General features: G+C 65.3%; 25 protein-coding genes and 2 pseudogenes. 14 read left to right on the top strand and 13 right to left on the bottom strand.

Annotation, left to right across the window (positions count from 1 at the left end):
* Window positions 1–16: 16 nt before the first annotated feature.
* The 4 genes and pseudogenes from DC31_RS15570 to DC31_RS15555 all read right to left on the bottom strand — a co-directional run bounded on the left by DC31_RS15570 (window position 17) and on the right by DC31_RS15555 (window position 3,237).
* Window positions 17–1,008: pseudogene (locus DC31_RS15570) on the bottom strand (metalloregulator ArsR/SmtB family transcription factor).
* Window positions 1,005–2,102, bottom strand: coding sequence for an ACR3 family arsenite efflux transporter (arsB, locus tag DC31_RS15565; protein WP_036281728.1), 1,098 nt, complete (start codon window positions 2,100–2,102; stop codon window positions 1,005–1,007). Before arsB ends, DC31_RS15570 begins: the two are co-directional and overlap by 4 nt.
* The gene (locus DC31_RS15560) at window positions 2,099–2,650 is read right to left on the bottom strand and encodes an NAD(P)/FAD-dependent oxidoreductase (protein ID WP_268748252.1); all 552 of its coding nucleotides are present in this window, start codon (window positions 2,648–2,650) and stop codon (window positions 2,099–2,101) included. Before DC31_RS15560 ends, arsB begins: the two co-directional genes overlap by 4 nt.
* 62 nt (window positions 2,651–2,712) lie before the next feature.
* On the bottom strand, window positions 2,713–3,237 hold the full coding sequence (locus DC31_RS15555) for a hypothetical protein (RefSeq protein WP_327036886.1): 525 nt from the start codon (window positions 3,235–3,237) through the stop codon (window positions 2,713–2,715).
* Between the two features lie 163 nt (window positions 3,238–3,400).
* On the opposite strand from DC31_RS15555, the gene DC31_RS15550 reads away from it, so the two are divergent.
* Together DC31_RS15550 and DC31_RS15545 are read left to right on the top strand one after the other, a co-directional pair.
* The gene (locus DC31_RS15550; protein WP_036281725.1) at window positions 3,401–3,775 is read left to right on the top strand and encodes an ArsR/SmtB family transcription factor; all 375 of its coding nucleotides are present in this window, start codon (window positions 3,401–3,403) and stop codon (window positions 3,773–3,775) included.
* A gap of 1 nt (window position 3,776) precedes the next feature.
* The gene (locus tag DC31_RS15545) at window positions 3,777–4,769 is read left to right on the top strand and encodes an SRPBCC family protein (RefSeq protein ID WP_036281723.1); all 993 of its coding nucleotides are present in this window, start codon (window positions 3,777–3,779) and stop codon (window positions 4,767–4,769) included.
* A 69-nt stretch (window positions 4,770–4,838) separates the two neighbouring features.
* Here DC31_RS15545 and DC31_RS15540 read toward each other — a convergent pair whose 3' ends face one another.
* From DC31_RS15540 to DC31_RS15535, 3 genes are read right to left on the bottom strand one after another with little or no spacing between them, the layout of a single operon-like run.
* Window positions 4,839–5,243, bottom strand: a complete 405-nt coding sequence (locus DC31_RS15540; RefSeq protein WP_036281721.1) for a DoxX family protein — start codon at window positions 5,241–5,243, stop codon at window positions 4,839–4,841.
* 51 nt (window positions 5,244–5,294) lie between these two features.
* Entirely contained in the window at window positions 5,295–5,762 is a 468-nt protein-coding gene (locus DC31_RS20370; protein WP_327036885.1) for a hypothetical protein, read from the bottom strand.
* A complete protein-coding gene (locus DC31_RS15535) occupies window positions 5,699–7,075 on the bottom strand; it encodes a sugar phosphate isomerase/epimerase and 4-hydroxyphenylpyruvate domain-containing protein (RefSeq protein WP_327036884.1) in 1,377 nt (458 codons plus the stop codon). Before DC31_RS15535 ends, DC31_RS20370 begins: the two co-directional genes overlap by 64 nt.
* A 226-nt stretch (window positions 7,076–7,301) precedes the next feature.
* Here DC31_RS15535 and DC31_RS15530 point away from each other — a divergent pair, with 226 nt between their 5' ends.
* The 6 genes from DC31_RS15530 to DC31_RS15505 all read left to right on the top strand — a co-directional run bounded on the left by DC31_RS15530 (window position 7,302) and on the right by DC31_RS15505 (window position 13,713).
* Window positions 7,302–8,174 carry a shikimate dehydrogenase gene (locus tag DC31_RS15530; protein WP_036281718.1) on the top strand — a complete coding sequence of 291 codons (873 nt, stop codon included), beginning with the start codon at window positions 7,302–7,304 and terminating at the stop codon, window positions 8,172–8,174.
* 81 nt (window positions 8,175–8,255) lie between these two features.
* The gene (locus DC31_RS15525; protein ID WP_051607134.1) at window positions 8,256–9,293 is read left to right on the top strand and encodes a sugar ABC transporter substrate-binding protein; all 1,038 of its coding nucleotides are present in this window, start codon (window positions 8,256–8,258) and stop codon (window positions 9,291–9,293) included.
* The gene (locus DC31_RS15520; RefSeq protein WP_051607132.1) at window positions 9,280–10,797 is read left to right on the top strand and encodes a sugar ABC transporter ATP-binding protein; all 1,518 of its coding nucleotides are present in this window, start codon (window positions 9,280–9,282) and stop codon (window positions 10,795–10,797) included. The genes DC31_RS15525 and DC31_RS15520 overlap by 14 nt, the downstream gene beginning before the upstream one ends.
* Window positions 10,794–11,795, top strand: coding sequence for an ABC transporter permease (locus DC31_RS15515; protein ID WP_051607130.1), 1,002 nt, complete (start codon window positions 10,794–10,796; stop codon window positions 11,793–11,795). The genes DC31_RS15520 and DC31_RS15515 overlap by 4 nt, the downstream gene beginning before the upstream one ends.
* Before the next feature lie 13 nt (window positions 11,796–11,808).
* Window positions 11,809–12,723 (top strand): cyclase family protein, encoded by a 915-nt coding sequence (locus DC31_RS15510; protein ID WP_036281841.1) that lies wholly within the window; start codon window positions 11,809–11,811, stop codon window positions 12,721–12,723.
* 336 nt (window positions 12,724–13,059) lie between these two features.
* On the top strand, window positions 13,060–13,713 hold the full coding sequence (locus DC31_RS15505) for a TetR/AcrR family transcriptional regulator (RefSeq protein ID WP_036281717.1): 654 nt from the start codon (window positions 13,060–13,062) through the stop codon (window positions 13,711–13,713).
* Between the two features lie 31 nt (window positions 13,714–13,744).
* Here DC31_RS15505 and DC31_RS15500 read toward each other — a convergent pair whose 3' ends face one another.
* The 3 genes from DC31_RS15500 to DC31_RS15490 form a co-directional block, all read right to left on the bottom strand.
* The gene (locus tag DC31_RS15500; RefSeq protein ID WP_036281715.1) at window positions 13,745–14,446 is read right to left on the bottom strand and encodes a ribonuclease H family protein; all 702 of its coding nucleotides are present in this window, start codon (window positions 14,444–14,446) and stop codon (window positions 13,745–13,747) included.
* Window positions 14,447–14,510: 64 nt separating this feature from the next.
* Complete coding sequence (locus tag DC31_RS15495) at window positions 14,511–14,735, bottom strand: hypothetical protein (RefSeq protein ID WP_036281712.1); 225 nt, start codon at window positions 14,733–14,735, stop codon at window positions 14,511–14,513.
* 15 nt (window positions 14,736–14,750) lie between these two features.
* Window positions 14,751–15,650, bottom strand: a complete 900-nt coding sequence (locus DC31_RS15490) for a VOC family protein (protein WP_036281710.1) — start codon at window positions 15,648–15,650, stop codon at window positions 14,751–14,753.
* A gap of 111 nt (window positions 15,651–15,761) precedes the next feature.
* Between DC31_RS15490 and DC31_RS15485 the strand changes: the two genes are divergently transcribed.
* Entirely contained in the window at window positions 15,762–16,823 is a 1,062-nt protein-coding gene (locus DC31_RS15485) for a mechanosensitive ion channel family protein (protein ID WP_051607128.1), read from the top strand.
* A gap of 43 nt (window positions 16,824–16,866) precedes the next feature.
* Here DC31_RS15485 and DC31_RS15480 read toward each other — a convergent pair whose 3' ends face one another.
* Both DC31_RS15480 and DC31_RS15475 read right to left on the bottom strand, forming a co-directional pair.
* Window positions 16,867–17,196 carry a protealysin inhibitor emfourin gene (locus DC31_RS15480; protein ID WP_051607126.1) on the bottom strand — a complete coding sequence of 110 codons (330 nt, stop codon included), beginning with the start codon at window positions 17,194–17,196 and terminating at the stop codon, window positions 16,867–16,869.
* A pseudogene (locus DC31_RS15475) lies at window positions 17,171–18,216 on the bottom strand (M4 family metallopeptidase). The gene DC31_RS15480 and the pseudogene DC31_RS15475 overlap by 26 nt, the downstream one beginning before the upstream one ends.
* A 68-nt stretch (window positions 18,217–18,284) precedes the next feature.
* Between DC31_RS15475 and DC31_RS15470 the strand changes: the two are divergent.
* Entirely contained in the window at window positions 18,285–19,802 is a 1,518-nt protein-coding gene (locus DC31_RS15470; RefSeq protein WP_036281708.1) for an SDR family NAD(P)-dependent oxidoreductase, read from the top strand.
* A 112-nt stretch (window positions 19,803–19,914) separates the two neighbouring features.
* Here the strand turns inward: DC31_RS15470 and DC31_RS15465 are convergent, their stop codons facing one another.
* The gene (locus tag DC31_RS15465) at window positions 19,915–20,253 is read right to left on the bottom strand and encodes a winged helix-turn-helix transcriptional regulator (RefSeq protein ID WP_036281705.1); all 339 of its coding nucleotides are present in this window, start codon (window positions 20,251–20,253) and stop codon (window positions 19,915–19,917) included.
* A 76-nt stretch (window positions 20,254–20,329) separates the two neighbouring features.
* On the opposite strand from DC31_RS15465, the gene DC31_RS15460 reads away from it, so the two are divergent.
* The 4 genes from DC31_RS15460 to DC31_RS15445 all read left to right on the top strand — a co-directional run bounded on the left by DC31_RS15460 (window position 20,330) and on the right by DC31_RS15445 (window position 23,146).
* Window positions 20,330–20,986, top strand: a complete 657-nt coding sequence (locus tag DC31_RS15460) for an FMN-dependent NADH-azoreductase (protein WP_036281703.1) — start codon at window positions 20,330–20,332, stop codon at window positions 20,984–20,986.
* A gap of 98 nt (window positions 20,987–21,084) precedes the next feature.
* Complete coding sequence (locus tag DC31_RS15455) at window positions 21,085–21,687, top strand: MurR/RpiR family transcriptional regulator (RefSeq protein WP_081813909.1); 603 nt, start codon at window positions 21,085–21,087, stop codon at window positions 21,685–21,687.
* Window positions 21,684–22,616: an ABC transporter ATP-binding protein gene (locus DC31_RS15450; protein WP_051607124.1), complete on the top strand. Its 933-nt coding sequence runs from the start codon at window positions 21,684–21,686 to the stop codon at window positions 22,614–22,616. The genes DC31_RS15455 and DC31_RS15450 overlap by 4 nt, the downstream gene beginning before the upstream one ends.
* Window positions 22,613–23,146, top strand: a complete 534-nt coding sequence (locus tag DC31_RS15445; protein ID WP_036281697.1) for a histidine phosphatase family protein — start codon at window positions 22,613–22,615, stop codon at window positions 23,144–23,146. The genes DC31_RS15450 and DC31_RS15445 overlap by 4 nt, the downstream gene beginning before the upstream one ends.
* Window positions 23,147–23,255 lie beyond the last annotated feature (109 nt).

Genomic DNA, 23,255 nt, shown 5'->3' with positions numbered 1-23,255 from the left:
AGTTCGAGAAGGGTGGTCAGTTGAGAAGGTCGTCGACGAGGGTGCGGACACGGGTGGCGATGTCATCGCGGATGGCTTCGACGCCTTCGCGGGACGCGAGGGCCGGGTCGCCGACCGCCCAGTCGTCATAGCGGATGCCGGGGATGATCGGGCAGACATCGCCGCATCCCATGGTGATGACGATGTCCGCGGCGCGGACGGCGTCGTCGGTGAGGGGCTTCGGGAACCGCTCAGCGGCACCGTCACCTTCGATCTCGGCAAGTAGAGATCGCACGTGCGGGTGGATGACATCGGCGGGGCTCGATCCTGCGGAGCGGGCGATGACCTTGCGTCGGCGATCTGGTTGACGAGCGCAGCAGCGAGCTGGGAGCGGCCGGCATTGGCGACGCAGACGAACAAGACCTGCGGTACGGCGGTGTCGCGGTCGCGGGTGAGATCGCTCAGGCGCTGCCGGGCGAACCGCTCAGTGAGCGGAATCAGTGCCGACGTCACACGGGCAGTGCGAGCGAGAGCGGTGTATGACTCTCGAACGATGGTGAGGACCATAGCTGAGTCGAGTTCTGGAATCTGCGCCGCCAGCTCGTCGGCGAGATGCGTGACGCGCGCGTCGAAGTCTGGCCGACGCGCGTCATCTGCTGCGTCCTCCGCCCAGGGCGCTGCGACGGTGGCGGGTGCGAAGGAATCCAACAGTGTCGTCACGGCGCGGCGACGGTTCGGGTTGATCTTGTACCAGACCCACGTGCCGCGGCGCTCAGACGTCAGCACATCGACATCCCTGAGGACCTTCAGGTGATGCGAGACCGTTGGCTGCGACACGTCTGCCAGCTCGGCGAGATCACAGACGCAGGATTCTCCACGAGGGTCGGAGGCGATGGCAGAGAGCATTCTCAGCCGCAACGGGTCCGACAGTGCCTTCAGCGTGGATGCCACCGATGTCGCGGCATCCTGTCCGATTGCATGCGTGCTGACGGGACTGCAGGTCTCGTCAGCGGTCAGTGTGACGTTCATGATGACAACCTTTCGCCTGTATACGGGTCGGTGTGGAACCATTTGCGGGCTGCCCAGAGCGAGACGTAGACGAGCCCGACGAGAACGGGGACCTCGATGAGGGGTCCGACGACGCCTGCGAGCGCTTGCCCGGAGGCAGCCCCGAACGTGCCGATCGCAACCGCGATCGCCAGCTCGAAGTTGTTGCCAGCAGCCGTGAAGGCCAGCGTCGACGAGCGAGCGTAACCGAGGCCGAGTGCCTTGCCGGCGAAGAGTCCGACGAACCACATCACCGCGAAGTACGCCAGCAGCGGCAGTGCGATCCTGGCGACGTCGAGCGGACGTGATGTCACCTGCTCACCCTGCAGAGCGAACAGCAGCACGATCGTGAACAGCAATCCGTACAGCGCCCACGGGCCGAGCTTCGGCAGGAACTTTTCCTCGTACCAGTCACGTCCCTTGTGCCGTTCGCCAATGAAGCGGGATGCGAATCCGGCGAGCAGCGGGATGCCGAGGAAGATCAGCACATTCAGGGCGATCGCTCCGACGGAGAAGTCCAGCCCCTGTGTGTCGAGCCCGAGCCAGCCGGGCAGGACGGTGAGGTAGAACCAGCCGAGCAGTGAGAAGGCAACGACTTGAAAGACGGAGTTGATCGCGACGAGAACGGCGGCGGCTTCCCTGTCGCCGCAGGCGAGGTCGTTCCAGATGACGACCATCGCGATGCAGCGGGCGAGGCCGACGATGATGAGCCCTGTGCGGTACTCGGGAAGGTCTGGGAGGAACATCCACGCGAGCGCGAACATGAGCGCGGGGCCCGCCAGCCAGTTCAGCACCAGCGAGGAGATGAGCAGCTTCTTATCGCCGGTGACGGCAGCGACCTTGTCGTAGCGGACCTTCGCCAACACGGGGTACATCATCACAAGCAGCCCGAGCGCGATCGGAACGGAGATTCCGCCGACCTCGAGGCTTGCGAGCAGCGGGGAGACGCCGGGGATGAATCGGCCGAGCAGGATGCCGGCGACCATGGCAAACCCGATCCACAGCGGCAGCCAGCGGTCCAGAGTGGACAGGCGGCGCGACGTCGGGGCCTGTGCGGGAGCGGTTACGGCGCTCATGCGAACACTTCCTCGAGCTCGATGGTGGCGTTTTCGTCGAGAGCAGACAGGTAGTGCTGAGCGTCCTGCGCGGCCGCGCATCCGGTGCCGACGACGACGATCTCCTGCTCACGGAAGAAGAACCCGTCGCACGTCGCACACCATGACACGCCGTGCCCGGTGAGGCGCTCTTCATCGACGATGCCGAGCTTGCGGTAGGCGGAACCCATGGTGAGGATGACCGCACGCGTGTGAAATGTCTCACCTGCTCCGGTCTCGACGACCTTGATCGGGCCGTCGAGGTCGACGCGGACGGCGTCGTCGAGCTGGATGCGGGCGCCGAAGCGTTCGGCCTGGGCGCGCATCGACTCCATCAGCTCCGGACCTTGCACGCCATCGACGAAGCCGGGGAAGTTCTCCACCTCGGTAGTCGTCATCAACGCACCACCCGCGGTGACGGAACCGGCGAGGACAACGGGGGTAAGCCCGGCGCGTGCGGCGTAGACCGCAGCGGTGTACCCGGCGGGGCCTGAACCGATGATGACCAGCTCAACTTCTTGAATCGACATGTGTCTATATTGACATCCATCGATACTGAGTGCAAACGTCCTGGAGAGAATTCACCTGCCCGTCAGCCGACGGCGACGGGGCGCGCGCCGATCTGGAGCGCGGCCGGTGCGGCGCAGCAGCTCCCGGCGTTGTCGTCGAAGTCCCCCGATCCGCCACACACTCCCGTGTCGGGAAGAACGAGATCATTGCGTGCAGCGGCCTCGTGGTCGCCAGCGAGGTGCGCGACGACGCTGCGCACCTGCTCGAAGCCCGTCAGCGCGAGGAATGTCGGCGCGCGGCCGTACGACTTCACGCCGACGATGAAGAAGCCATGTTCGGGCTGGGCGAGTTCCCTGGCTCCCGTTGCCGAGACGGATCCGCAGGAGTGGATGTTCGGGTCGATCTCGGCAGCGATCCCCGCGACAGCGTCAAAAGCAGGGTCGAGATCGGTGCGCAGCTCCCGCAGCATTTCTGTGTCTGGGCGGAATCCGGTGAGCGCAAACACGTGAGCGACCCGGTCGACCTCACGCCCATTCTCAGCAACGATTGTCAGCGAATCACCATCCTGGCGGAACTCCGCGACGCGGAACCCGGTCACGAGATTCACCAGACCCTCATCGATCATCTTGCGGGCACGAGACCCAAGCGCGGCCCGCTCCGGAAGCTCATCGCCGATTCCCCCGCCGAAGACATTCGCGGCACTTCCGCGGCGACAAGAGAAATCGGAAAACCCTTGACACGGCATCCGTCGCGGCATAACGTACAACCAAATGGTTGCACAATCTGAAGTGAGCGAAGCGGAGATCGACCGTGTGTTCCATGCACTGGCGACGGCGACCCGACGCGATATTTTGCGGCGCACGATCAACGAAGAGCAGTCGGTGTCGGCCCTCGCGGGCGACTACGACATGTCGTTCGCTGCCGTGCAGAAGCACGTCGCCGTCCTTGAGTCCGCCGGCCTCATCATCAAACGCGCCGAGGGACGCGAGCGGCTCGTCCGCGCGAATCCCGAGATGATCGCACGCGCCCGGGCTTTGCTGGCTCGCTACGAAGACCTCTGGCGGGCACGCATCTCTCGCCTCGACGACCTGTTGGCCGAGCCGCCAGCACCACAACACCACGCATCACAACCACTAGGAGAGTGAAATGCCTGTCATCGATGTCGCAACGGATGCCGAGAACCTCACCATGACCGTCATCGCCGAGCTCGCCGCGCCGCTTGAGCGAGTGTGGAGGGCATACAGTGATCCGCGCCAGCTCGAACGGTTTTGGGGACCTCCAGGTTGGCCAGCCACTTTCACCGACTGGGACCACACCGTCGGCGGACGAGCGATCTATCACATGACCAGCCCCCAGGGAGAGAGATCATCCGGCTCCTGGGAGTTCCTCGCGATCGATGCGCCGCACCGGTTTGAGGTGCTTGACTCGTTCGTCGATGACTCGGGCCAGCCGCTGGAGGGCTTCCCCGCGATGCGAATGGCGTTCGTGTTCGAAGCATCCGGCGACGGCACGCGCATGGTCAACACCAGCTACTTCAGCTCGGCCGAAGCGCTCGAGCAGGTCGTCGCCATGGGCGCGATCGAGGGCACAAAGATGGCGATGAGTCAGCTCGATGCCGTGCTGCAAGACCTCCGCGACTACGCGCAGGGCAAGGGCACCCGCGTCGAACTGCTCGACGACACCCACGTGCGCATTACCCGGCTGGTGAACGGTCCACGCGAGCTCGTCTGGCGCGCCCACCACGACGCCGAGCTCGTAAAGAAGTGGATGCTCGGACCCGACGGCTGGGAGATGACAGAGTCGGTCGTCGGTACCAAGCCGGGTGACACCTACCGCAACTCCTGGGCACCGGTCGGAGACACAGAGGGCGAGCCCTTCGGATTCGAGGGCGAAGTGCTGCTCGTCGACGCGCCACGTCGCGCCGTCACCACCGAGCGGATGCAGGGTACCAAAGGCCCCCAGACGCTCAACGACCTCAACCTTTACGAGGAAGACGGCGCCACTCTCGTCACGGTACTCATCGAGTATCCCGACAAGGAGACCCGCGACATGATTCTCGCCACCGGCATGGCCGACGGCATGGAGGAGTCGTTCGCGCGGTTGGAGCGCGAGGTGCTCAGCCCCTCGAGCTGCTCATAACTCCTCAAGAGTTGCCAGAACGGCCCCGGATCCAGTGGATTCGGGGCGTTCTGCTGCAGATTTGAGGAGTTATGAACGCTCCACCGACGACTTCGACCCCCTGGTCGACCACCACGCCAGCCAGACGAGCACCGGCTGGAAGAACAAGCGAACAAAGCGCTTGATCTCGGTGTCGAGTCCGAAGCCGTCACGGTGATGCGTCCACTGTGACACGTTGCCGGGAAGCACGGCGATGAAGAACAGTGCCGCGACGACTCCGACCAGACCGCGTCGGCGACGCGCGAACAGGAGCGCAGCTCCGAGGCTGACCTCGACCGCGCCGGATGCTACGACCGTGGTGTCGGGCTCGAGCGGCACGAAGTCCGGAACCTGCGCCTGGAACTCGCGGCGGCCGAAAGTGAGATGCGAGATCCCGGCGAACACGAGGAACGAGCCGAGCAGGACGCGAGCGGTGGTGCGTGCGGGAGAAGCCATGGCATGACCTTACGCGCGTGCGCACGCGCGGGCCATGTGTTCGGCTGAGAGTCAGTGCCCCATCGCCCGCTGCGCGGCAAGTCGGATCGGTGCGTTCGCTCCGCCATACCCGTCGTACCCACCGCGTCGTTCGACCACCTCGAAAAAGACGTCACCGATCGTGCGCGTGTAGAAATGGATGAACTCTCCCTCAGCATCCCGGTCGTACAGCAGATCGAGCTCGCGCAGCGACGAGAGCAGTTCCTCCGCAAGGCCGAACCGGGCCGACAGGTCGTCGTAGTAGTTGGCGGGGATCCGTAGGTGATCGATGCCACGCTCCTTCGCCCGCCGCGCGACGGCGAACACATCATCCGTTCGCACCGCGATGTGCCGCGCCGGCGGGGCAGCGGTCGGTGGGGCAAGGTTGATCGGCACCCGAACGATGCCATCCGGCGTGCGCATCACCTGACTGCGAATCAGCCCTTGCGGCCCAGGAACATCTGCCGGCGGCTCCGACTCCAGCGACAGTGCGCTCGACATGAACAGCACCGCCTCATCGAAGTCCTGCCAGGCATATGCCAAATTGATGTGGTCAACCTCGCCGCCCAAACCGTCGACGCTCCGGTACCGCCTTCAAACTCCTGCAGCCACGATGATCCCGCCGGATGCGAGCTCCAAAACATCTGCGTACCATCGGGCGCAGCCACGCCACGGAGGTCTTGCTCGCCTTCATACGTTCGACGGAATACGGTCGTCGACCCCAGTGCCACAGCGCGATCTACAGCGGCCTCGGCATCCGCCACCAGCAGCCCGATTCCTGACAGCAGCGGCTCATCATGCCGTACCTGCTCGTTGAGAATGATGCGCGCAGAGCCGGCGCTCCACAACCGCACCGGCTTCGAACGGTGCCGCCCCTCGAACGCGAATCCCAGCTGCGCGAGGAGCTCGTCGACCTCGGCGAGATCCGATCCCGCAATTTCCACAAAGTCCAGGCCCGTCGCGCGCTGCGGCTCACCCAGACGACCGTCATCCCACCCGTTTGCGGCGGCCGTGCGATCGGCCAGCCACACCAGCGACCGATGCGCGTGCGCAGCAGTGCGCACCGTGTCCGTCTGCCGATACGTGTCGTTGAATACTTCCAGCGACCACGGCCCCGCATACCCGGCACGCACCACGTGGGTCATGAACTTCACCAGATCGAAGTTGCCCTCGCCGGGGAAGAGGCGGTGGTGTCGACTCCACGACAGCACGTCCATGTCGAGCGCAGGGGCATCCGCCAGTTGCAGAAAGAAAATCTTCGATGCGTCAATGTCCTCGATACCGGCCGAGTCGTGAGCGAGCGACAGGATGTGGAAACTGTCCAGACATACCCCGAGATTCGCCCGGTCGGCACGCTTCACGATCTCCCAAGTACGCCGGTAGTCATCGACGTACTTTCCCCAGGCCAGCGCCTCATATGCGAGGCGGATGCCGTGCACCGCTGCCCGGTCTGCCAGCTCACCGAGCTGCCGTGCAACAATCTCGTCGTCATCAATCGTCGCTGTGCCGACATTGCTGCACACCAACATCAGATCGGTGCCGAGCCGGTTCATGATCTCGAACTTCGCCTCGGCCCGCCGCAGCGTATCGGCGAAGACGTCGTCGGCCGTGCCCTCGACATCACGGAACGGCTGGAACATCTCGATCCGCAGTCCGAGCCGGGCACAGAGCGCGCGGATCTCTTCGGGAGATTCGGTGGCGGCGATGAGATCAGCATCCATGATCTCTACTCCATCGAAGCCCGCCGCCGCGCAGGCGTGGAGCTTCTCGACGAGTCCGCCGGACAGACATACGGTCGCTATTGACGTGCGCATGGGAGTGAACGTACCAGTTTGTACATTAATTTCCCAGAGGGATTGCGGGATCAATGTACTAACCGGTACATTCGTCATCGACACCCGAATCCGGGTAACACGCGATGCGCGCCACCCACCTAATGCACGAACAAGCTTGAAAGCCGAAAGTCAAGGAAGACATGCCCCAGCCGCCGATACTGCGTGGAACGAACACGGCTCAGTACTCCCGTGAAGGGGCTTGCGCATGACTCTCGTAGGCCTAGTCGGTGAGGGGATCACCACCTCGCTCACTCCTCCTATGCACCGCCAAGAGGCAGCGCACCTCGGCCTCGACTACGAGTACCGTGTGCTCGACATTGCCGTCACCGGTCAAGGCATCGACGACTTGCCACAGATCCTCGACGAAATTGCCGCCGCCGGCTTCGACGCAATGAATGTCACTCACCCGTTCAAGCAACGCATCATCGCGCACCTCGACGAGCTGACCGAGGATGCCGCCGAGCTCGGCGCGGTCAACCTCGTGCTGTACCGCGACGGCCGCGCGATCGGTCACAACACCGACTGGACCGGTTTCCGCTATGCGATCGGCGAGGGCCTCGCCTCGGTCGACGGCGAGCGCGTCCTGCAGATCGGCGCCGGCGGCGCCGGCGCGGCGACTTGCTTTGCCCTATTGAAGTCGGGTGTGGCAGAACTCGCGGTCGCCGACCTGTTCCCTGCATCCGCAGACAAGCTCGTGGAGCGGATGCGGGAGATCTTTCCCCAGGCGATCCTCACCAGCATCCCCCTCGACGACCTGCCGCTGGCCTTGATGAGCACCGACGGCATCGTGCACGCGACCCCGACGGGTATGCTGCACAATCCGGGACTCCCCTTTGAACTCGACCGTCTGAACCCTGAAGCGTGGGTGGCCGAAGTCGTCTACCTTCCGCTCGCGACCCAGCTCGTGCAGAAGGCCCGCGCCCGTGGACACCGCGTGCTCGACGGCGGGGTCATGGCCGTCGGGCAGGCAATCGACAGCATCCGGATCATTACGGGCCACGAACCCGACGGATCCCGGATGCGGCGGCACTTCCTCTCCATCGTCGGCGACCAGGCCGGCACCTCCACAACCTCGTAACCGAAGCACGATATAACCCGCAATGCCCCACCCGGGGCACACCACCCGAAAAACAGCGCATCCCTAGAAAGGGACTCAACGATGAATCCTCGAATCACATCCACACGTCATCGCGTCGCGGTCGTCCTCGCCATCACCGCCGCCCTCGCCATCACCGCCACGGGCTGCGCGTCCGCCGAGCAGGGTGGCAGCGCCGGAGTAGCCGACGACGAGATCGTCGTCGGCTACTCCGGCTACACGCTGACCAACCCCTACTTCGCCGGTCTCATCCGGGGCCTCGAAGAGGGGGCCGACGAGTACGGCTTCCGCCTGCTGCAGACCAACTCCAACGGCGACAACAACACCCAGACCAGCGACATCCAAAACCTTGTGAGCCAGGGTGCCGACTATATCGTGGTCAGCCCCGCCGACGCGTCGGCCATCGTGCCCGCCGTCGAGGCGGCTGCCGAAGCGGGCGTCACCGTGGTCGGCATCTCCGACACGATCGACTCGGATGCCGTGACTTTCACCGTGGCGATGGACCACGTCACGATCGGCGAGCAGAGCGCGCAGGGCATCGTAGACTTCCTCACTGAGAAATACGGTGAGCCCGAGGGCGAGGTCGTCGAAATGCAGGGCATCGCCGGCAGCGCCGCGGGCTCCGACCGCACCGAAGGCTTCGACAACATCATCAGTCAGTACCCGGGCATCAAGGTTGTCACCCGCGCCGACGGCGGATTCGATACCGACAAGACGTTCCAGCAGATGTCGACCATCCTGCAGGCACATCCCGACATCGACGCGGTGATGAACGCAAACGACAGCGAAGCACAGGGCAGCACTAAAGCGATCGAGGCAGCGGGACTGTTCAAGCCGGTCGGCGACCCCGACCACATCTTCGTCACCGGTAACGATGCGCCCGCCCCGGCGATCGCCGACATTCGTGCGAACCGTCAGGACATGACCGTGGCATCGAACCCGATCGAACTCGCCAAGCTCGTCATGAAGAATATCGCCGACATCGAGAAGGGCGAGAAGATCACCGGCTTCGTCGAGTGGCCCGGCCAGATCATCACCCCCGCTAACATCGATTCCGACGAGGTCAAGGAATACGGAGTCTGGGCGGATGAAGTCGACTGACACTGTTCGCCTTTCTCTCGAGGGCGTCTCCAAGACGTTCGGCACCAACACGGTGCTGAACGGCGTGGGGTTCGCCTTCGAGGGCGGCACGATCACCGGCCTCGTTGGCGAAAACGGCGCGGGCAAGTCCACGCTCATCCGCACGCTGGCCGGCGCGATCGAGCCCACTGCAGGCGAGATCACTATCGATGGCAGGCCGCTCCCGCGCTCAGCGAAGGCTGTGATCGACGCTGGCGTCAGCGTGATCTACCAGGAGCTCACCGACATCCCCGACATGTCGCTGCTTGAGAACGTGCTGCTGGGCAACCTCACTGCCCGTGGTGGCGTGAAGCGCCAGGCCGAGAACCGCCGTCGCGCCCGCGCGGGACTTGAGCGCGTGGGGCTCGGCCAGATCGATCTCGGTACAGCTATCCGCGAACTCACCATGGCCCAGCGCCAGCTCGCCGAGATTGCACGTTGCCTTATCCGGAACGCCCGGGTGCTCATCCTTGACGAGCCCACATCGTCGCTGCCTGAGGCAGACGTCGAGACACTTCTGCATGTGGTGACTGATCTGCGCGCACAGGGCATCGCCATCCTGTACGTTACGCACCACCTCGACGAGCTGTTCCGCATCTCCGACCGGCTGGTCGTGCTGCGCGACGGGCACAAGGTGGCGGAGGGCCCCACATCCGACTTCGACGAGAAGTCGCTCGTGCGGGCGATGCTCGCGAAAGATCTGGAGCAGGCCTACCCGTACCGCGACCGCCGCCTCGGCAAGACCGTGCTGCGGGTCGAAAACCTGACTGCCGCCGGTTCGAAGGGCAACTCGGTCACGGCACGCGCGGGCGAGGTTGTGGGCTTGGTGGGGCTCGCCGGCGCCGGCCGCACCGAGTTATTGCGCGCGATTGCCGGTGCGCACAGCGTCTCGTCGGGATCTGTCTCGGTCGACGACAAGGCCGTGCCCACCGGGTCCCTGGGCAAGGCGCTGCAGGCTGGCATCATGTATGCGCCCGAAGACCGCAAGCGTGACGGTCTCGTGCTCGACGGCAGCATCGAGTCGAACCTCGTCTACGGCGACTACCACGGTGTCTCGCGTTGGGGGCTCCTGAACTTCCGTGCACTCGCCCGCAAGGCGCGCGACGTCGCCCAGCGGTACCAGGTGCGGATGTATTCGCCGAGCCAAGCGGTCGGTGATCTCTCCGGCGGCAACCAGCAGAAGATCGTGGTCGCCCGCCTGTCGGAGCGCGAGCCCAGGGTCGCCCTCTTCGACGATCCGACCCGCGGCGTAGACGTCGGCGCAAAGGCCGGCATCTACGACCGCATCTTCGATCTCGCCGAACGCGGCACCGCCGTGTTGGTCTGCTCGAGCGACACAGACGAGGTACTCGCGGTCGCCGACCGCGTCTACGTGCTCGTCAGCGGCAGTGTGGTCGCAGAAATCACGCGCGACCAATTTGAAAGAGAACAAATTCTCCACCTCTCCGCCGGTGGTAACGCAACGAACGGAACGTTCACCTCATGACTACCTCCTCTGTGGCCGCCGCTCCCCAAAGCCGTTGGAACGACACTTTGCACAAGGCGCTTAACAGCAACCTCCTGCCGATCATCGCGGCCCTGATCATCGTGTCGGTCGCGCTGTCGGTGATGACCCCCGCGTTCCTGACCGCCAGCAACCTGACGAACATCGTGACGCAGAGCGCGGTGGTCGGTATCGCTGCGATCGGTGCGACGTTCGTCATCATCACGAGCGGAATCGACCTGTCAGTCGGCTCCAACATTGCGCTGTCAGGCATGATCGGCGCGATCGTCGCGCAGAGCACAGGCAACGGGTTCTTCGGTATCGCGACCGTCATCGTAGTGGCGGCCGTCGTCGGCGCGTTCAACGGAATAGCGGTCTCTTGGCTGCGCCTGGCCCCCTTCATCGTGACGCTCGCTACGTTGGGTATGGCGCGCGGGCTCACGCTACAGATCAGCCAAGGACAGTCGGTTTACAGTCTCCCCGAGTCCCTTAACTGGCTCGGGGCATCCGCGATCTTCGACGTGAAGACGTCGGCGCTCGTGACCGTCGTGTTGTTCGTGATCGCGCACTTCGTGCTCTCGCGCACCACGTTCGGCCATCGCATCTATGCCGTCGGCGGCAACGCCGAGGCGGCAAGGCTCGCGGGCATCAACGTACGCGGCGTGGTGTTCTCGGCCTATGTGATCGCCGGTGTCGCGGCGGGTATCGCCGCGCTGATCCTGCTCGGACGGCTCGACTCGGCAACCCCGAACGCCGCTACCGGCACCGAGCTGCAGGTCATCGCGGCCGTCGTCATCGGCGGCACGAGCCTGTTCGGCGGCAAGGGAAGCATGGTCGGCACATTCGTCGGTGTGCTGCTGATCGGCGTCATCAATAACGGGCTCACCCTGCTGAACGTCTCGTCGTTCTGGGTGCAGTTCGTGCAGGGCGCGCTGATCTTCCTCGCGGTGCTGCTCGACTCGGTCAACACGCGCCGGCGGGCGCGGCAGTCGGGGTCCTGATCCGGTGTCCGTGATGCTGAACCACCGCACTCTCGGGCGAGAACTGTCGAACTGGGGACGCTGGGGCAGCGACGATCAGCTCGGCACACTGAACCTTCTGACCTCGGATCGGGTGCTCGCGGGCGCGCGCAGCATCCGTTCGGGACAGGTGCTCGAGCTCTCGCTGCCCCTCGACGAGCACGGCCCCCAACCCGTCGGAAGCCGCCGCGGCAACCCCGTGCACATGATGACGCGGCTCCCGGATGCGCCGGTCGAGGAGGGCGGGTTTCACTTTTTCGATGACGCGATGTTTTTACACCTGCAGGGTGCGACGCAGCTGGACGCGCTCGCGCATGTCTCGTACGACGGGTTGCTGTACAACGGGGTGTCGTCGGTGTCGGCGGTGACATCCGCCGGCGCTTCGCGCCTCGGGATGGAGAACTATGTCGGGCGCATCACTGGTCGCGCGGTGTTGCTCGACATCCCGGCCCTGACCGGGCGGGATCGACTGGATTCCGTCGAGCCGGTGTCTGCAGAGGACCTTTCGGCGGCGGAAGCGCGCGCCGGCGTACGCGTGGCACCCGGTGACATCGTTGTGGTGCGTACAGGTTGGATGCAGGTGCTGCTCGGCGGTGATGCCGAGGCATACTTCGCGACCGAGCCGGGGCTCGATCTGTCGACCGCACGATGGTTGCACGAGCGAGATGTCGCCTTCGTCGCGTCGGACAACTGGGGCGTCGAAGTCGCCCCGTCGGAGTCGGGAGCGGCGATGCCGCTGCATTGCGTGCTGGTACGCGACATGGGGATGCCGCTGGGCGAGATGTTCGTACTCGAGGAACTCGCGGCCGTCTCGGCATCGCAAGAGCGGGCGGACTTCCACATCTCGTGCGCAGGACTCCGCGTCACGGGCGGAGTCGGCTCCCCAGCGAGCCCGGTCGCCACGTTTTGAGGGGGCACAGGTGCTGCACTTCCCGCGCGGCGGCGCAGCCCCGCCGCATCCGCTCCACCGTTCGAAGATGGTGGAGTCGCTTGCGTGGCCAGACGCCTATGGAGGGAGGCCAACATGGGGCTTAACGACCTCGTAAACCGTGGCAAGAAGCTGTACGGGGCGACAGCTCCGACGAGATCCAGGAGACCCTGCGCAGTGTCCGGGCCGAGCGCGCGGCCGGGGTCGATGAGCCCACTCTGCGCCAGCTGATGGTGGTGAATCCGCAACGGGTGCTGACGGGTACGACATGATGTGTGCACAGCGCTTCATCCGCGATGCCGAAGGAAACGAGAGACGATGCCGAACAGCGTGACCGAACCGGTCGTGCGAAAGCGCGACGCCGAACGCACGCGCGCCGAGCTGCTCGAAGTCGCCACCGAGGCCTTCGCCGAGTCGGGCTACGCCGGAACGCGCGTCGACGAGATCGCCGAGCGCACTCAGACGACGAAGCGGATGATCTACTACTACTTCGGCGGCAAGGAGCAGCTCTACCTCGCCGTTCTGGAGAACGCCTACCGTGGCATCCGCGAGACGGAGCAGTCGATCCAGGCCGGCGATCTGCCGCCGGTGGAAGCGCTCCGCCAGATCGCCGAGCTCACCTATGACCATCACCTGAACCACAGCGCGTTCATCCGCCTCGTCTCGATCGAGAACATCCACCACGGCGAGTTCATCAAACGTCTCGAGGGCCTGCGTACGTTGAACCAGCCGGCCGTTGACGTGCTGGAGACCGCGCTCGAGCGCGGTCGCGCCGATGGCACGGTGCGTTCAGACGTTGACGCCCTCGACGTGCACCTGGTGATCAGCTCGTACTGCTTCTTCCAGGTCGCGAACCAGCACACCTTCGGGTACCTGTTCGACATGGACCTGCTGGCTGAAGAGCGCCGCGATCACCTGCGCTCAATGATCGGCGACGTCGTTGTGGCGTGGTTGACCGCTTCGCTGGGGTAGCTGTCACTTCCCGCCGAACGAGGGGTGGGGGTTAGATCAGGCGGCGGAGCGCGTCTTCCAGCGAGATGCCTTGAGCGTCGGCACGGTCGCGCAGACGGGAGTGCTCGGTGGGCGAGAGCGCGATGCGCAGTTCGATGGATGTGGTCTCCGAAGCCTCGTTCAGGCTGTCGAGCAGATCGGATGCTTCGGCCCACAGCTGCGCGGGGGGCGTGGTGGAGGCAGGCTCAGTAGCCGGGCGGGCAGTGGCCGGACGATCAGCACTTGAACCGCCCAGCGTGAACCCGGGCCCGCGCTGCGGCTCCACCTTCTGCTGGTACGCCTTCGCAGCCGAGTTCGCCCGCTCATCTGCTGCCTCGTTCAGGTCGTGGCCCGCGTGGCCTTTGACCCACTCGAACTTCACATCGCGCCCGCGCATTGCTTCGTCGAGGGACTCCATGAGTTCGCGGTTGAGCACCGGGGCGCCGTCGGCTTTGCGCCATCCGCGGCGCTTCCATCCCGGCATCCATTTGGTGATCGAGTCGATGACGTACTTGCTGTCACACATGATCAGCAGTGACTCATCAGTGCCTGCCGTCGCGCGCAACAGCTCGAGCACCGCCTGCAACTCGCCCTGATTATTGGTGCCGTGCGGTGACCCGCCAGCACCCCAGTTCGCGTCGTCGATGTACCAGGCCCAGCCGTTAGGGCCGGGGTTGCCCAGGGCGGAGCCGTCTGCGGCGGCGGTGATCGTCATCCTTCAACCGTAACGGCCAGCGCAGGCCCGTCCGTCCGCGGCTCAGGTGCGACGGAACGTGTAACTATTCGTCGCCGTCCGGCTCGCCGGTCTCGATGCTCTCGGCATCCGGTGCCGGCAGAGTGACGGGGAAGGCGATCGAGCTGACCGACGCCCCGAGTCCGATCGACAGGGGGTCGATGGCAGGGCCAGCGCCGAGGGTATCGGCGGTGTCGGCTTCGAGTGGTTCGGACGGCAGGCCCGTCCAATCCTGCTGCTCTTCATCTGGACGCTGTTGAAACAAACCCATGAGAACAGTCTGCGCTCAAAAGTCCGCGATGACGAGTTTCTTCATCTCCGACATGTGCGCGAAGGCGTCTGGTCGCGCCATGAGCTCGCCCATATTCGCGGGAATGATCTGCCAGCTCACGCCGTACTTGTCCGCGAGCCAGCCGCACTGCTCCGCCTCGGGCACCATACTCAATGCTTCCCAGTACCGGTCGATCTCCTCCTGGTCGGCGCAGCTCACCTCGAGCGAGACGCCGGGGGTGAAGGTGAAATCCTGCTCCACCGCGGAATCCATCATCGCGAACCATTGCCCCGCCAGCCGGAACTCGCCGAACATCACGCTGCCGGTATCCGCGGGGCCGGTCTGCTCGGTATAGGGCGCGATGAAGCCGACACCGGCGTCCGGGAAGAGCGACGAGTAGAACTCCGCGGCCTCTTTCGCCTTGTTCTGCACCGGACCGGAGAACATCAGCTGCGGAATGAGAAACGGACGCGGCTCGCCCTCGGGGTTCGTGAGCAGCAGCTGCCAGCTGACACCGTAGCGGTCTTCCACCCAGCCGTAGTGGGGGCTGAACGGATAGGTTTCGAGCGGCATCAGCACGCGACCGCCTTCGGCCAGCTTGTCCCACGCCGCATCCAGCCGTGCGCGAGCATTCTCGGCGCCATCGAAGAGCAATGGGTCGAAATTCAGCATGAACGAGATCGACGAGTTCGGCCGGAACTCGTCGCCCGCGTTGATCAGCAACAGTCGGTACCCCTCGATGACGAGGTCGATGGTGAGTGTCTTCCCGGCGAACGGGGCCTGCCAGTTGTCGAGGTCGTCGGGGTACTTCGCGCCGATAGTCGCGGTGGCCCCAGGGAAGACTTCGGCGTAGAAAGCCGCGGCATCGTCTGCGTCATGGTTGAACCAGAGGTTGGGAACGATCTTCTGTGTCATAACAGCTCCTTCGCCGAGTGCGATTCCCTTTGTTGGATTCCAGCGTGCCCTCGAGCGCCGTTGCACACAAGGGGTTGCGCGGCGCCCAGCCGTCTTCTTTAGGCTGGGGCGATGAGCTCTCTCGCACTCTTTGATTTCGACGTCTTCGCAGAGAGATGGCTCGGCAGCCTCGTTGCCGTGGTCGTGGCGGTGGTGATCGCCGCCGTGGTCGTGATCGCGGTCCGCCTGGCTGCGAAGGGGCTCGGCGGACGTTCCCCCTGGATCATCGAACTCGAGCGTCAAATCCGCGCACCAGGCGTCGTTGTCGTGTTCGTCGTCGCCGCGTGGATCGCCTGCGCATCGACGGCGCCGAGAGCGGAGGACTGGTGGCCGGTCCTGGAGCGCATCTTGCTGATCGCCACCATCCTGGCCGGCGCCTGGCTACTCGCTGTTCTCATCTCGTTCGGCATGGGCAGCCTCATGCACTACGACAGCAAGAAGGATGCCACGAGCCCCGAAGCCCGTCGCCGACAGACGCAGCTCACCGTGCTCAACCGCCTCGCGGTCGTTTTAGTCGGAATCATTGCGATCGGCATCGTGCTGTTCACGTTCCCCGAGGTGAGGGCCGTGGGCACCAGCATCCTGGCATCCGCCGGCGTGCTGAGCGTGATCGCCGGTTTCGCCGCGCAGTCGACTCTCGGCAACCTCGTCGCCGGTGTGCAGATCGCGTTCACGGACGCGATCCGCGTGGGCGACGTCGTCGTCATCGAGGGCGAGTGGGGACGTATCGGCGAGATCAACCTCTCCTATGTCGTCGTCTACATCTGGGACGAGCGCCGCCTCATCCTGCCCTGCACTTACTTCACGTCCAAGCCCATCGAGAGCTGGACCAGAAAGTCAGACAAGATCCTCGGAACCGTCTTCATGGACCTCGACTGGCGCGTGCCGGTGGATGCTGTGCGCGAGAAGTTCATGGAGATCATCGAGGGTTCGGATGCCTGGGACCGCCGCTCCGCGAACGTCCTGGTCACGGGTTCAGAGGGCGGCTACGTCACCCTGCGATTCAAGATCTCGGCCGCGAACTCCGATGACCAGTGGGACCTGCGGTGCCTGGTGCGTGAAGAGGTCATGACGTGGCTGCAAAAGGAGCATCCGGAGGCTCTGCCGCGGACGCGAGTGACGTTGGAGCCGTAGGGCTGAGCACCCCTCGCGTAGCCGCAGTTTCAGTGCTGGGATTTCAGCCTGAGGCAGCGGCCTCGCGGACGGCGTTGACGAGCTCACGCCACGGGCCCGCCAGTTCGCGGTCTGGCACGTCGCGCTCGCGGCGATCCTCTGGCATCTGCGCGCGGATGTTCCAGACATAGCGGTCGGCCCCACGCGCAGGTTCGTCCGGGGCGTCCCACGGGCACTGTGTGATCAGCTTGACCCAGTGCGGAGCTTCATCCCGCGGTGGTTCGACCTGCCAGCGTCGGCGGCGTCCGGCGATGCCGCCTGTGCGGATGACGACGATGACGATCTGATGGTCATCGTCGTTCGCTTCGTCACTCGGCTGGGCTGCGTCGCTCATCGTCAAACACTCCCACGCTCACCCACGCTTTGCGCACTGCCGCGGCGGTCTCGTCGTCGATTGCCGTGGCAGCGGTGACGGTCGCATCGGCGAACGCGCGGAACGTTGCGGCGCTAGACAGTTCGCCGGTCAGAGCGCGGTACCAGGTGAGTCCCGCACGCTCCCAGGCCTTGCCGCCGAGCGTCGTCGCCGCGAGCGCGAACGCGCGGTTGGGGATGCCGGAGTTGATGTGCACGCCCCCGTTGTCTTCGGTGGTCTGCACAAAGTCGCGCATATGGCCCGGCTGCGGATCTTTACCGAGCTCGTCGTCGTCATACGCGGTGCCAGGCTTAAGCATCGACCGCAGTGCGGTGCCCTGCACCTCTTCGGTGAAGATGCCTGCGCCGATCAGCCAGCTTGCCTTGTCTGCGGTTTGGCCTTCGGCGTACTGCTCAGTGAGGGCACCGAACACATCGGCGATCGACTCGTTGAGTGCACCGGGCTGCCCTGGTACTCAAGGTTCGCAGTGTGCTGGATGACGCCGTGGGCGAGTTCGTGGCCGATGACCGAGAGCGAGCCGGTGAAGCCGCGGAACACCTCGCCATCGCCATCGCCGAAGACCATGCGCTCGCCGTCCCAGAAGGCGTTGTCGTAGTCGGTGCCGTAGTGAACGGTGGCATCGAGCGCTGCGCCGAGGCCGTCGAGAGAGTTGCGCTCGAACGCCGAGAGCAGCAGCTCGAACGTCGCACCGAGACCGTCGAAAGCTTCATTCACCGAAGAATCAGCGGCGGCTACGTCGTCTTCAGCGCGCACGATGAGTCCGGGCAGCGTCTCGGTGTTCTGTGCATCGCTGATCGTGCGGTTCGGAGCATCCGTCAACTCGGCGACGAGATCGCCATGCTCGTCGATCGACAGGTTGATCCTGGCGCGAAACGGCGGGCGGCCTGCGATCAGAGTCTGTCGCGCGGCATCCGCCGCATGCGGAAAGCGCCCAGACTCGGCCAGACGAGAGAGAAGATACGCCGGAATGATGCCGTGCATTGCGGTGTCCATGGTGCGACCCTACGCCCCGGGCCCGACACCCAGGTCGCTCGCGTAAAATCAGCACAATGACCTCTGTGCCTGCTGCCGACGACTCTGACCTCGGCGACGGCCTCGATCCGCACGATCTGGAAACCACGCTGCGCGTGCTTGCCTCGATGGACCAGATCAGCGAAGAGCATCCCGACTACATCGCCGTTCGGCGTGCAACTGCCGCGATGTTCAAGGCCGTCAAGCGCGTGCGCCGCAAAGAGATCCGCGACGCGATCGCCGAGGCCGATAAGGCCGTGGTCGCCAACACCGCCACCGGCGCCCCCGACCGCATTGACGACGAGACTCGCGGCGCCGACCTCAGGACGTCGACGGATGCTCCGATCGCTGGCGAGCTGCTCAAACCGCGCAACTGCTACATCTGCAAGCAGCCGTACACGGTCGTCGACGCGTTTTACCACCAGCTGTGCCCGGACTGCGCGCGCTTCAGCCACGGCAAGCGCAACGCCCGCACCGACCTGAGCGGAAAGCGCGCGCTGCTCACCGGCGGCCGCGCGAAGATCGGCATGCACATCGCGCTGCGGTTGCTCCGTGACGGCGCGCACACGACGATCACGACGCGCTTCCCGCGCGACGCCGTTCGCCGCTTCTCGTCGCTGCCAGATTCGTCCGACTGGCTCCACCGCCTCCGTGTCGTCGGCATCGACCTGCGCGATCCGGCACAGGTGATCGCACTCGCCGATTCGGTCGCAGCGCAAGGCCCGCTCGACATCCTCATCAACAACGCAGCCCAGACCGTTCGGCGCTCGCCGGGTGCGTACTCGCTGTTAGCGGATGCCGAGATGCAGCCGCTTCCGGACGGGCCGTTGCCCGAAATGGAGACCTTCGGGCACACCGCTGATCCGCACCCGCAGGCGCTCGCGGCATCCGTCGCCTCGAACCCGTTGCTCTCTGTCGCAGCCCTCGGCGGCACCGTCGCAGAGCAAGGCGGGCAGGCGCTCACCGCCGAAGATCTCGCGCGTCTCGCGATGGCGCCGGGGTCGTCGTCACTGGAGAAGCACGCCGACGGCACCGCGATCGACGCCGGTGGGCTCGTGCCAGACATCAACCACGTCAACAGCTGGGTGCAGTCAATCGAGCAGGTCGATCCGCTCGAAATGCTCGAAGTCCAGCTCGCGAACACGACCGCGCCGTTCCTGCTCATCAGCCGCCTTCGGGCATCGATGGCAGCATCCGATGCGCGACGTAAGTACATCGTGAACGTATCGGCGATGGAGGGGCAGTTCTCGCGCCGCTACAAGGGTCCGGGGCATCCGCACACCAACATGGCCAAGGCCGCGCTCAACATGCTCACACGCACCAGTGCCGGCGAGATGCTCGAGACCGACGGCATCCTGATGACCGCCGTCGATACCGGTTGGATCACCGATGAGCGCCCGCACCACACGAAGGTGCGCCTCGCCGAAGAGGGCTTCCACGCTCCGCTCGACCTGGTCGACGGCGCCGCGCGCGTGTACGACCCGATCGTGCAGGGTGAGACCGGAGTCGACCAGTACGGTGTGTTCCTGAAGGACTACAAGCCGAACCCTTGGTGAGGCGGGCGTACGGCCGGCAAGTCTGGCGACCGAGGGCAACTCTGGCGGCCCGATCCGTCAATTCTGGCCGCCAGAGTTGACTTCATCCGCAGAAATTGATGGACCCGCACGCTCAGTGCGCAGGACCCTCGAGGTTCGCGGATGCCCACTCGCCGAGCTGACTGAGGATCGGCCGCAGCCCCTCGCCGCTTTCCGTCAGAGCGTATGACACCGTGACCGGGGGGCCGGCGTCGACGGTGCGGACGACGAGACCTGCCTGAGCAAGCTCAGCGAGTCGATCGGAGAGCACAGTGTCGCTGATACCGACGACCGCGCGACGCAGCGCGACGAAGGTTGTAGAGCCCGCGCCGAGCGTCGAGACGATCATGCCGTTCCAGCGCTTGCCGAGCACGCTGAAGGCCAGTGTGACCGCCGCGTCACACACATGGAGCTCCGTTTCGGCATCCGCCATGACCCCATCATACCTGTGCTACGTTAACGCAAGTCGCTAATAAAAACATAGCGACTTCGAAAACGAAAGGTCTAGCATGTCCCTGTTCCGCCTGGATGCCAGCATCCTCCCCGCAACATCCGCCAGCCGTTCGCTCGCCGATCTCGTGGAGGCGGAGTGGACAGCATCCCACCCCGACTCGGTCGTGACCCGACGCGATCTCGCCGCCGATCCGGTTCCTGCAACGGTATGGGCGGATGCTGTCACCTCGAAGTTCGTCGACGAGGATCAGCGCACCCCCGCGCAGCTTGAGGCGCGCGCGCTCGCGAGCACCTTCGCCGACGAGCTGATCAACGCCGACGCACTGCTGTTCGCCGTGCCGCTATACAACTTCGGCGTCTCGCAGCACTTCAAGACCTGGTTTGATCTCGCGTACACCGAGTCGCGCATCGACCCGCAGGGGACCGCGCTGAACGGCAAGCCCGCGACCCTGGTCACCGTGCTCGGCGGCAACTACGGTCCTGGAACGCCCAAGGAAGGCTGGGATCACTCCACCACGTGGCTGCGCCGCGTGCTCGAAGATGTCTGGGGCCTCGACCTGCGCGTCGTGCAGCGTCCGTTCACGCTCGTCGGCGTGAACCCGGCGATGGATGCGTTCACGGATGCCGCGCGCGGGTTGAAGGAGGAGGCCGAGAAGTCGGCACGCACGTACGGGCAGGAGCTCGCTGCGACCAGGGCGGCCAAGGTCGCCTGAGGCTGCCTCACTAGGCAAACCGGGCGGTCGACTTGGCCCGGTACGCTATGCCCCGATGGCGTGCACGCGACGCGCCGCGCTCAGGTGAGGACTCGTCGATGACCATCGTTCGCCCCGATGTCAGCGTCCACGCCCGAGTGCGCGCGGCAGCCTCCTCTCTCGGACCGAGCGAGGGCCGTGTCGCGGCGGTCATCATGGAGCGCCCGGACGACGTCGTGGACTGGTCCGCCGCCGAGCTTGCCGCGGCGGCGGGCACGTCGACGGCCACGGTGATCCGCGCCTGCCAGAGCCTCGGGTTCCGTGGCTTCCAGCATCTCCGTCTTGAACTCGCGCGCTCTGCGCCGCTGGCGCCTCGAGACCAGAAGGATGCCGCAGGCGCGAGCACCTTCGATGACGCCGTCGATGCGCTCCGCCTCGCACAGGAAAGCGTGGATCCGGAGCGCATTGACGCGACAGTCGATGCCCTTCGGCGCGCGCGCCGAGTGGTCCTCGTCGGCAACGGCTTCTCCGGCCCGCCGCTGCAAGACCTTGCGATGCGGCTCAGCGGCCTGGGGCGTCCGGTCGAGGCGCCCATCGATGCGCTGGCCCAGCAGTTCGCAGTGCACTCGCTCACCTCTGACGACCTGTGTCTGGCGCTGAGCTATTCCGGGGCGAACGTGCAGACGCTGCGAGCGTGCGCTGCCGCCTCAGAGCGCGCGTGACGATCGGTGACCGCACCGTCGCCGAAGGAAAGACTTTTGTGCCGCCTGAACAGCGCGAGTTGGGGATGGTGTTTCAGCAGCACGCGGTCTGGCCGCACTGGAACGTCGGGCGCAACGTCGAGTATCCGCTGCGTCGCGCGGGGGTCGCGAAGGCCGAGCGTGCAGCCCGAGTCGAGGCGACGCTCGAACTCGTCGGGCTCGCAGGTTACGCGCGTCGGGATCCTGCGACCCTCTCGGGTGGGCAGCGGCAGCGCGTCGCCCTCGCCCGTGCCCTGGTTGCGCGCCCGCGTGTGCTGCTGCTTGACGAGGCGCTGTCTGCCCTGGACGAGCCGCTCCGCGACCATCTGCGGCTCGAGCTTCACGCCCTGACACGCGAACTCGGTCTGACCGTGGTGCACGTCACCCACGATCGCTCTGAGGCTCTTGGGCTCGCGGACCGCGTCGTCGTGCTCGATGAGGGCCGGATTCGCCAGGTCGGCACACCGCATGATCTGGTGACGCGGCCCGCGAGCGGTTTCGTCGCCCGATTCCTCTCGGATGCCACACTCATTCCTGGCGTGGTCGACTCAAGTGGATTCCGCGCTGACGATCACCCCTTGTGGATTTCACGCGACGCCGACATGCCGGCATCCGGTCGCGCACACGCCGCGCTGCTGCCCTCGGCTATTGCGGTCACCGCCGATTCCCACGGCGAGGCGACCGTGCGGTCATCGTTGTTCACTCCGGAGGGAAGCGACCTCATGCTCGATTGGGGCGGGGTCCCGTTGCGAGCACGCACGCACGGCACGCGCCCGCGGGTGGGAGATCGGATGAGGATCGTCGTGGGTGAGGCGCTGGTGTATTCGGACGAAGCCCCGGGGGAGCCCGTGCGTGATGGGGCAGCGGATGCCGCGGCATCCACTCGCACGATGTCATTCTCGCGAGCATGACGGTCGCTCTCGTCCGCCACGGCCGTACCGCTTGGAATCTCGCCCGTCGCATGCAGGGGCGTGCCGACATTCCGCTGGATGAGCACGGTCGGATCGAGGCGCATGCTGCCGCTGACCTGCTCGCGCGTGCCGCCTGGGACCGCATCATCACCTCGCCGCTCAGTCGCGCAAGCGAGACCGCATCGGTGATTGGCGAGAAGCTCGCACACGCCGAGATCATCACCGATGAGCGTCTGGTGGAGCGCGACTACGGCGCCGCCGAGGGGATATCGGTGGGTGAAGTGCGCGAGCGCTGGCCGGATGCCGACTACCCGGATGCCGAGCCACTGGCTGACACGATTGAACGAGCGCGTCACGTGCTGGGACAGATCGAGCAGCAGGAAGGGAACAGCGTTGTGGTCGCGCATGGCACGCTGCTGCGCGTCGGGATCGAAGCGCTCACCGGGAGTGCGTGCCCACGCATCCTCAACGGTCAGGTTGTGCTGCTGGAGCGGAATACCGGTGGATTGCTCGCAAGGTTCTTGGGCTGAGGCTGGTTGGCCGGCCTCCGGGGCGCAGGGTTGTCGGCCGTGGGCTGCCCGATCGCTCGGCCCGCGCCGTTGGGCGGACTTCGCAGTGATGGGCGGAGGATTCTCTAGG

The organism is Microbacterium sp. CH12i (genome assembly GCF_000685355.1).
Taxonomy (GTDB): domain Bacteria; phylum Actinomycetota; class Actinomycetes; order Actinomycetales; family Microbacteriaceae; genus Microbacterium.
Note: the sequence above shows the minus strand (reverse complement) of the source record. Positions and strands in the feature narration are given on the sequence as shown.

Bases quoted from the DNA above. Each gene is read 5' to 3' on its own strand.
- arsB (WP_036281728.1), bottom strand. From the start codon at position 2,102: ATGAGCGCCGTAACCGCTCCCGCACAGGCCCCGACGTCGCGCCGCCTG.
- DC31_RS15560 (WP_268748252.1), bottom strand. From the start codon at position 2,650: ATGTCGATTCAAGAAGTTGAGCTGGTCATCATCGGTTCAGGCCCCGCC.
- DC31_RS15550 (WP_036281725.1), top strand. From the start codon at position 3,401: ATGGTTGCACAATCTGAAGTGAGCGAAGCGGAGATCGACCGTGTGTTC.
- DC31_RS15545 (WP_036281723.1), top strand. From the start codon at position 3,777: ATGCCTGTCATCGATGTCGCAACGGATGCCGAGAACCTCACCATGACC.
- DC31_RS15540 (WP_036281721.1), bottom strand. From the start codon at position 5,243: ATGGCTTCTCCCGCACGCACCACCGCTCGCGTCCTGCTCGGCTCGTTC.
- DC31_RS20370 (WP_327036885.1), bottom strand. From the start codon at position 5,762: ATGTCGAGCGCACTGTCGCTGGAGTCGGAGCCGCCGGCAGATGTTCCT.
- DC31_RS15535 (WP_327036884.1), bottom strand. From the start codon at position 7,075: ATGCGCACGTCAATAGCGACCGTATGTCTGTCCGGCGGACTCGTCGAG.
- DC31_RS15530 (WP_036281718.1), top strand. From the start codon at position 7,302: ATGACTCTCGTAGGCCTAGTCGGTGAGGGGATCACCACCTCGCTCACT.
- DC31_RS15525 (WP_051607134.1), top strand. From the start codon at position 8,256: ATGAATCCTCGAATCACATCCACACGTCATCGCGTCGCGGTCGTCCTC.
- DC31_RS15520 (WP_051607132.1), top strand. From the start codon at position 9,280: ATGAAGTCGACTGACACTGTTCGCCTTTCTCTCGAGGGCGTCTCCAAG.
- DC31_RS15515 (WP_051607130.1), top strand. From the start codon at position 10,794: ATGACTACCTCCTCTGTGGCCGCCGCTCCCCAAAGCCGTTGGAACGAC.
- DC31_RS15510 (WP_036281841.1), top strand. From the start codon at position 11,809: ATGCTGAACCACCGCACTCTCGGGCGAGAACTGTCGAACTGGGGACGC.
- DC31_RS15505 (WP_036281717.1), top strand. From the start codon at position 13,060: ATGCCGAACAGCGTGACCGAACCGGTCGTGCGAAAGCGCGACGCCGAA.
- DC31_RS15500 (WP_036281715.1), bottom strand. From the start codon at position 14,446: ATGACGATCACCGCCGCCGCAGACGGCTCCGCCCTGGGCAACCCCGGC.
- DC31_RS15495 (WP_036281712.1), bottom strand. From the start codon at position 14,735: ATGGGTTTGTTTCAACAGCGTCCAGATGAAGAGCAGCAGGATTGGACG.
- DC31_RS15490 (WP_036281710.1), bottom strand. From the start codon at position 15,650: ATGACACAGAAGATCGTTCCCAACCTCTGGTTCAACCATGACGCAGAC.
- DC31_RS15485 (WP_051607128.1), top strand. From the start codon at position 15,762: ATGAGCTCTCTCGCACTCTTTGATTTCGACGTCTTCGCAGAGAGATGG.
- DC31_RS15480 (WP_051607126.1), bottom strand. From the start codon at position 17,196: ATGAGCGACGCAGCCCAGCCGAGTGACGAAGCGAACGACGATGACCAT.
- DC31_RS15470 (WP_036281708.1), top strand. From the start codon at position 18,285: ATGACCTCTGTGCCTGCTGCCGACGACTCTGACCTCGGCGACGGCCTC.
- DC31_RS15465 (WP_036281705.1), bottom strand. From the start codon at position 20,253: ATGGCGGATGCCGAAACGGAGCTCCATGTGTGTGACGCGGCGGTCACA.
- DC31_RS15460 (WP_036281703.1), top strand. From the start codon at position 20,330: ATGTCCCTGTTCCGCCTGGATGCCAGCATCCTCCCCGCAACATCCGCC.
- DC31_RS15455 (WP_081813909.1), top strand. From the start codon at position 21,085: ATGACCATCGTTCGCCCCGATGTCAGCGTCCACGCCCGAGTGCGCGCG.
- DC31_RS15445 (WP_036281697.1), top strand. From the start codon at position 22,613: ATGACGGTCGCTCTCGTCCGCCACGGCCGTACCGCTTGGAATCTCGCC.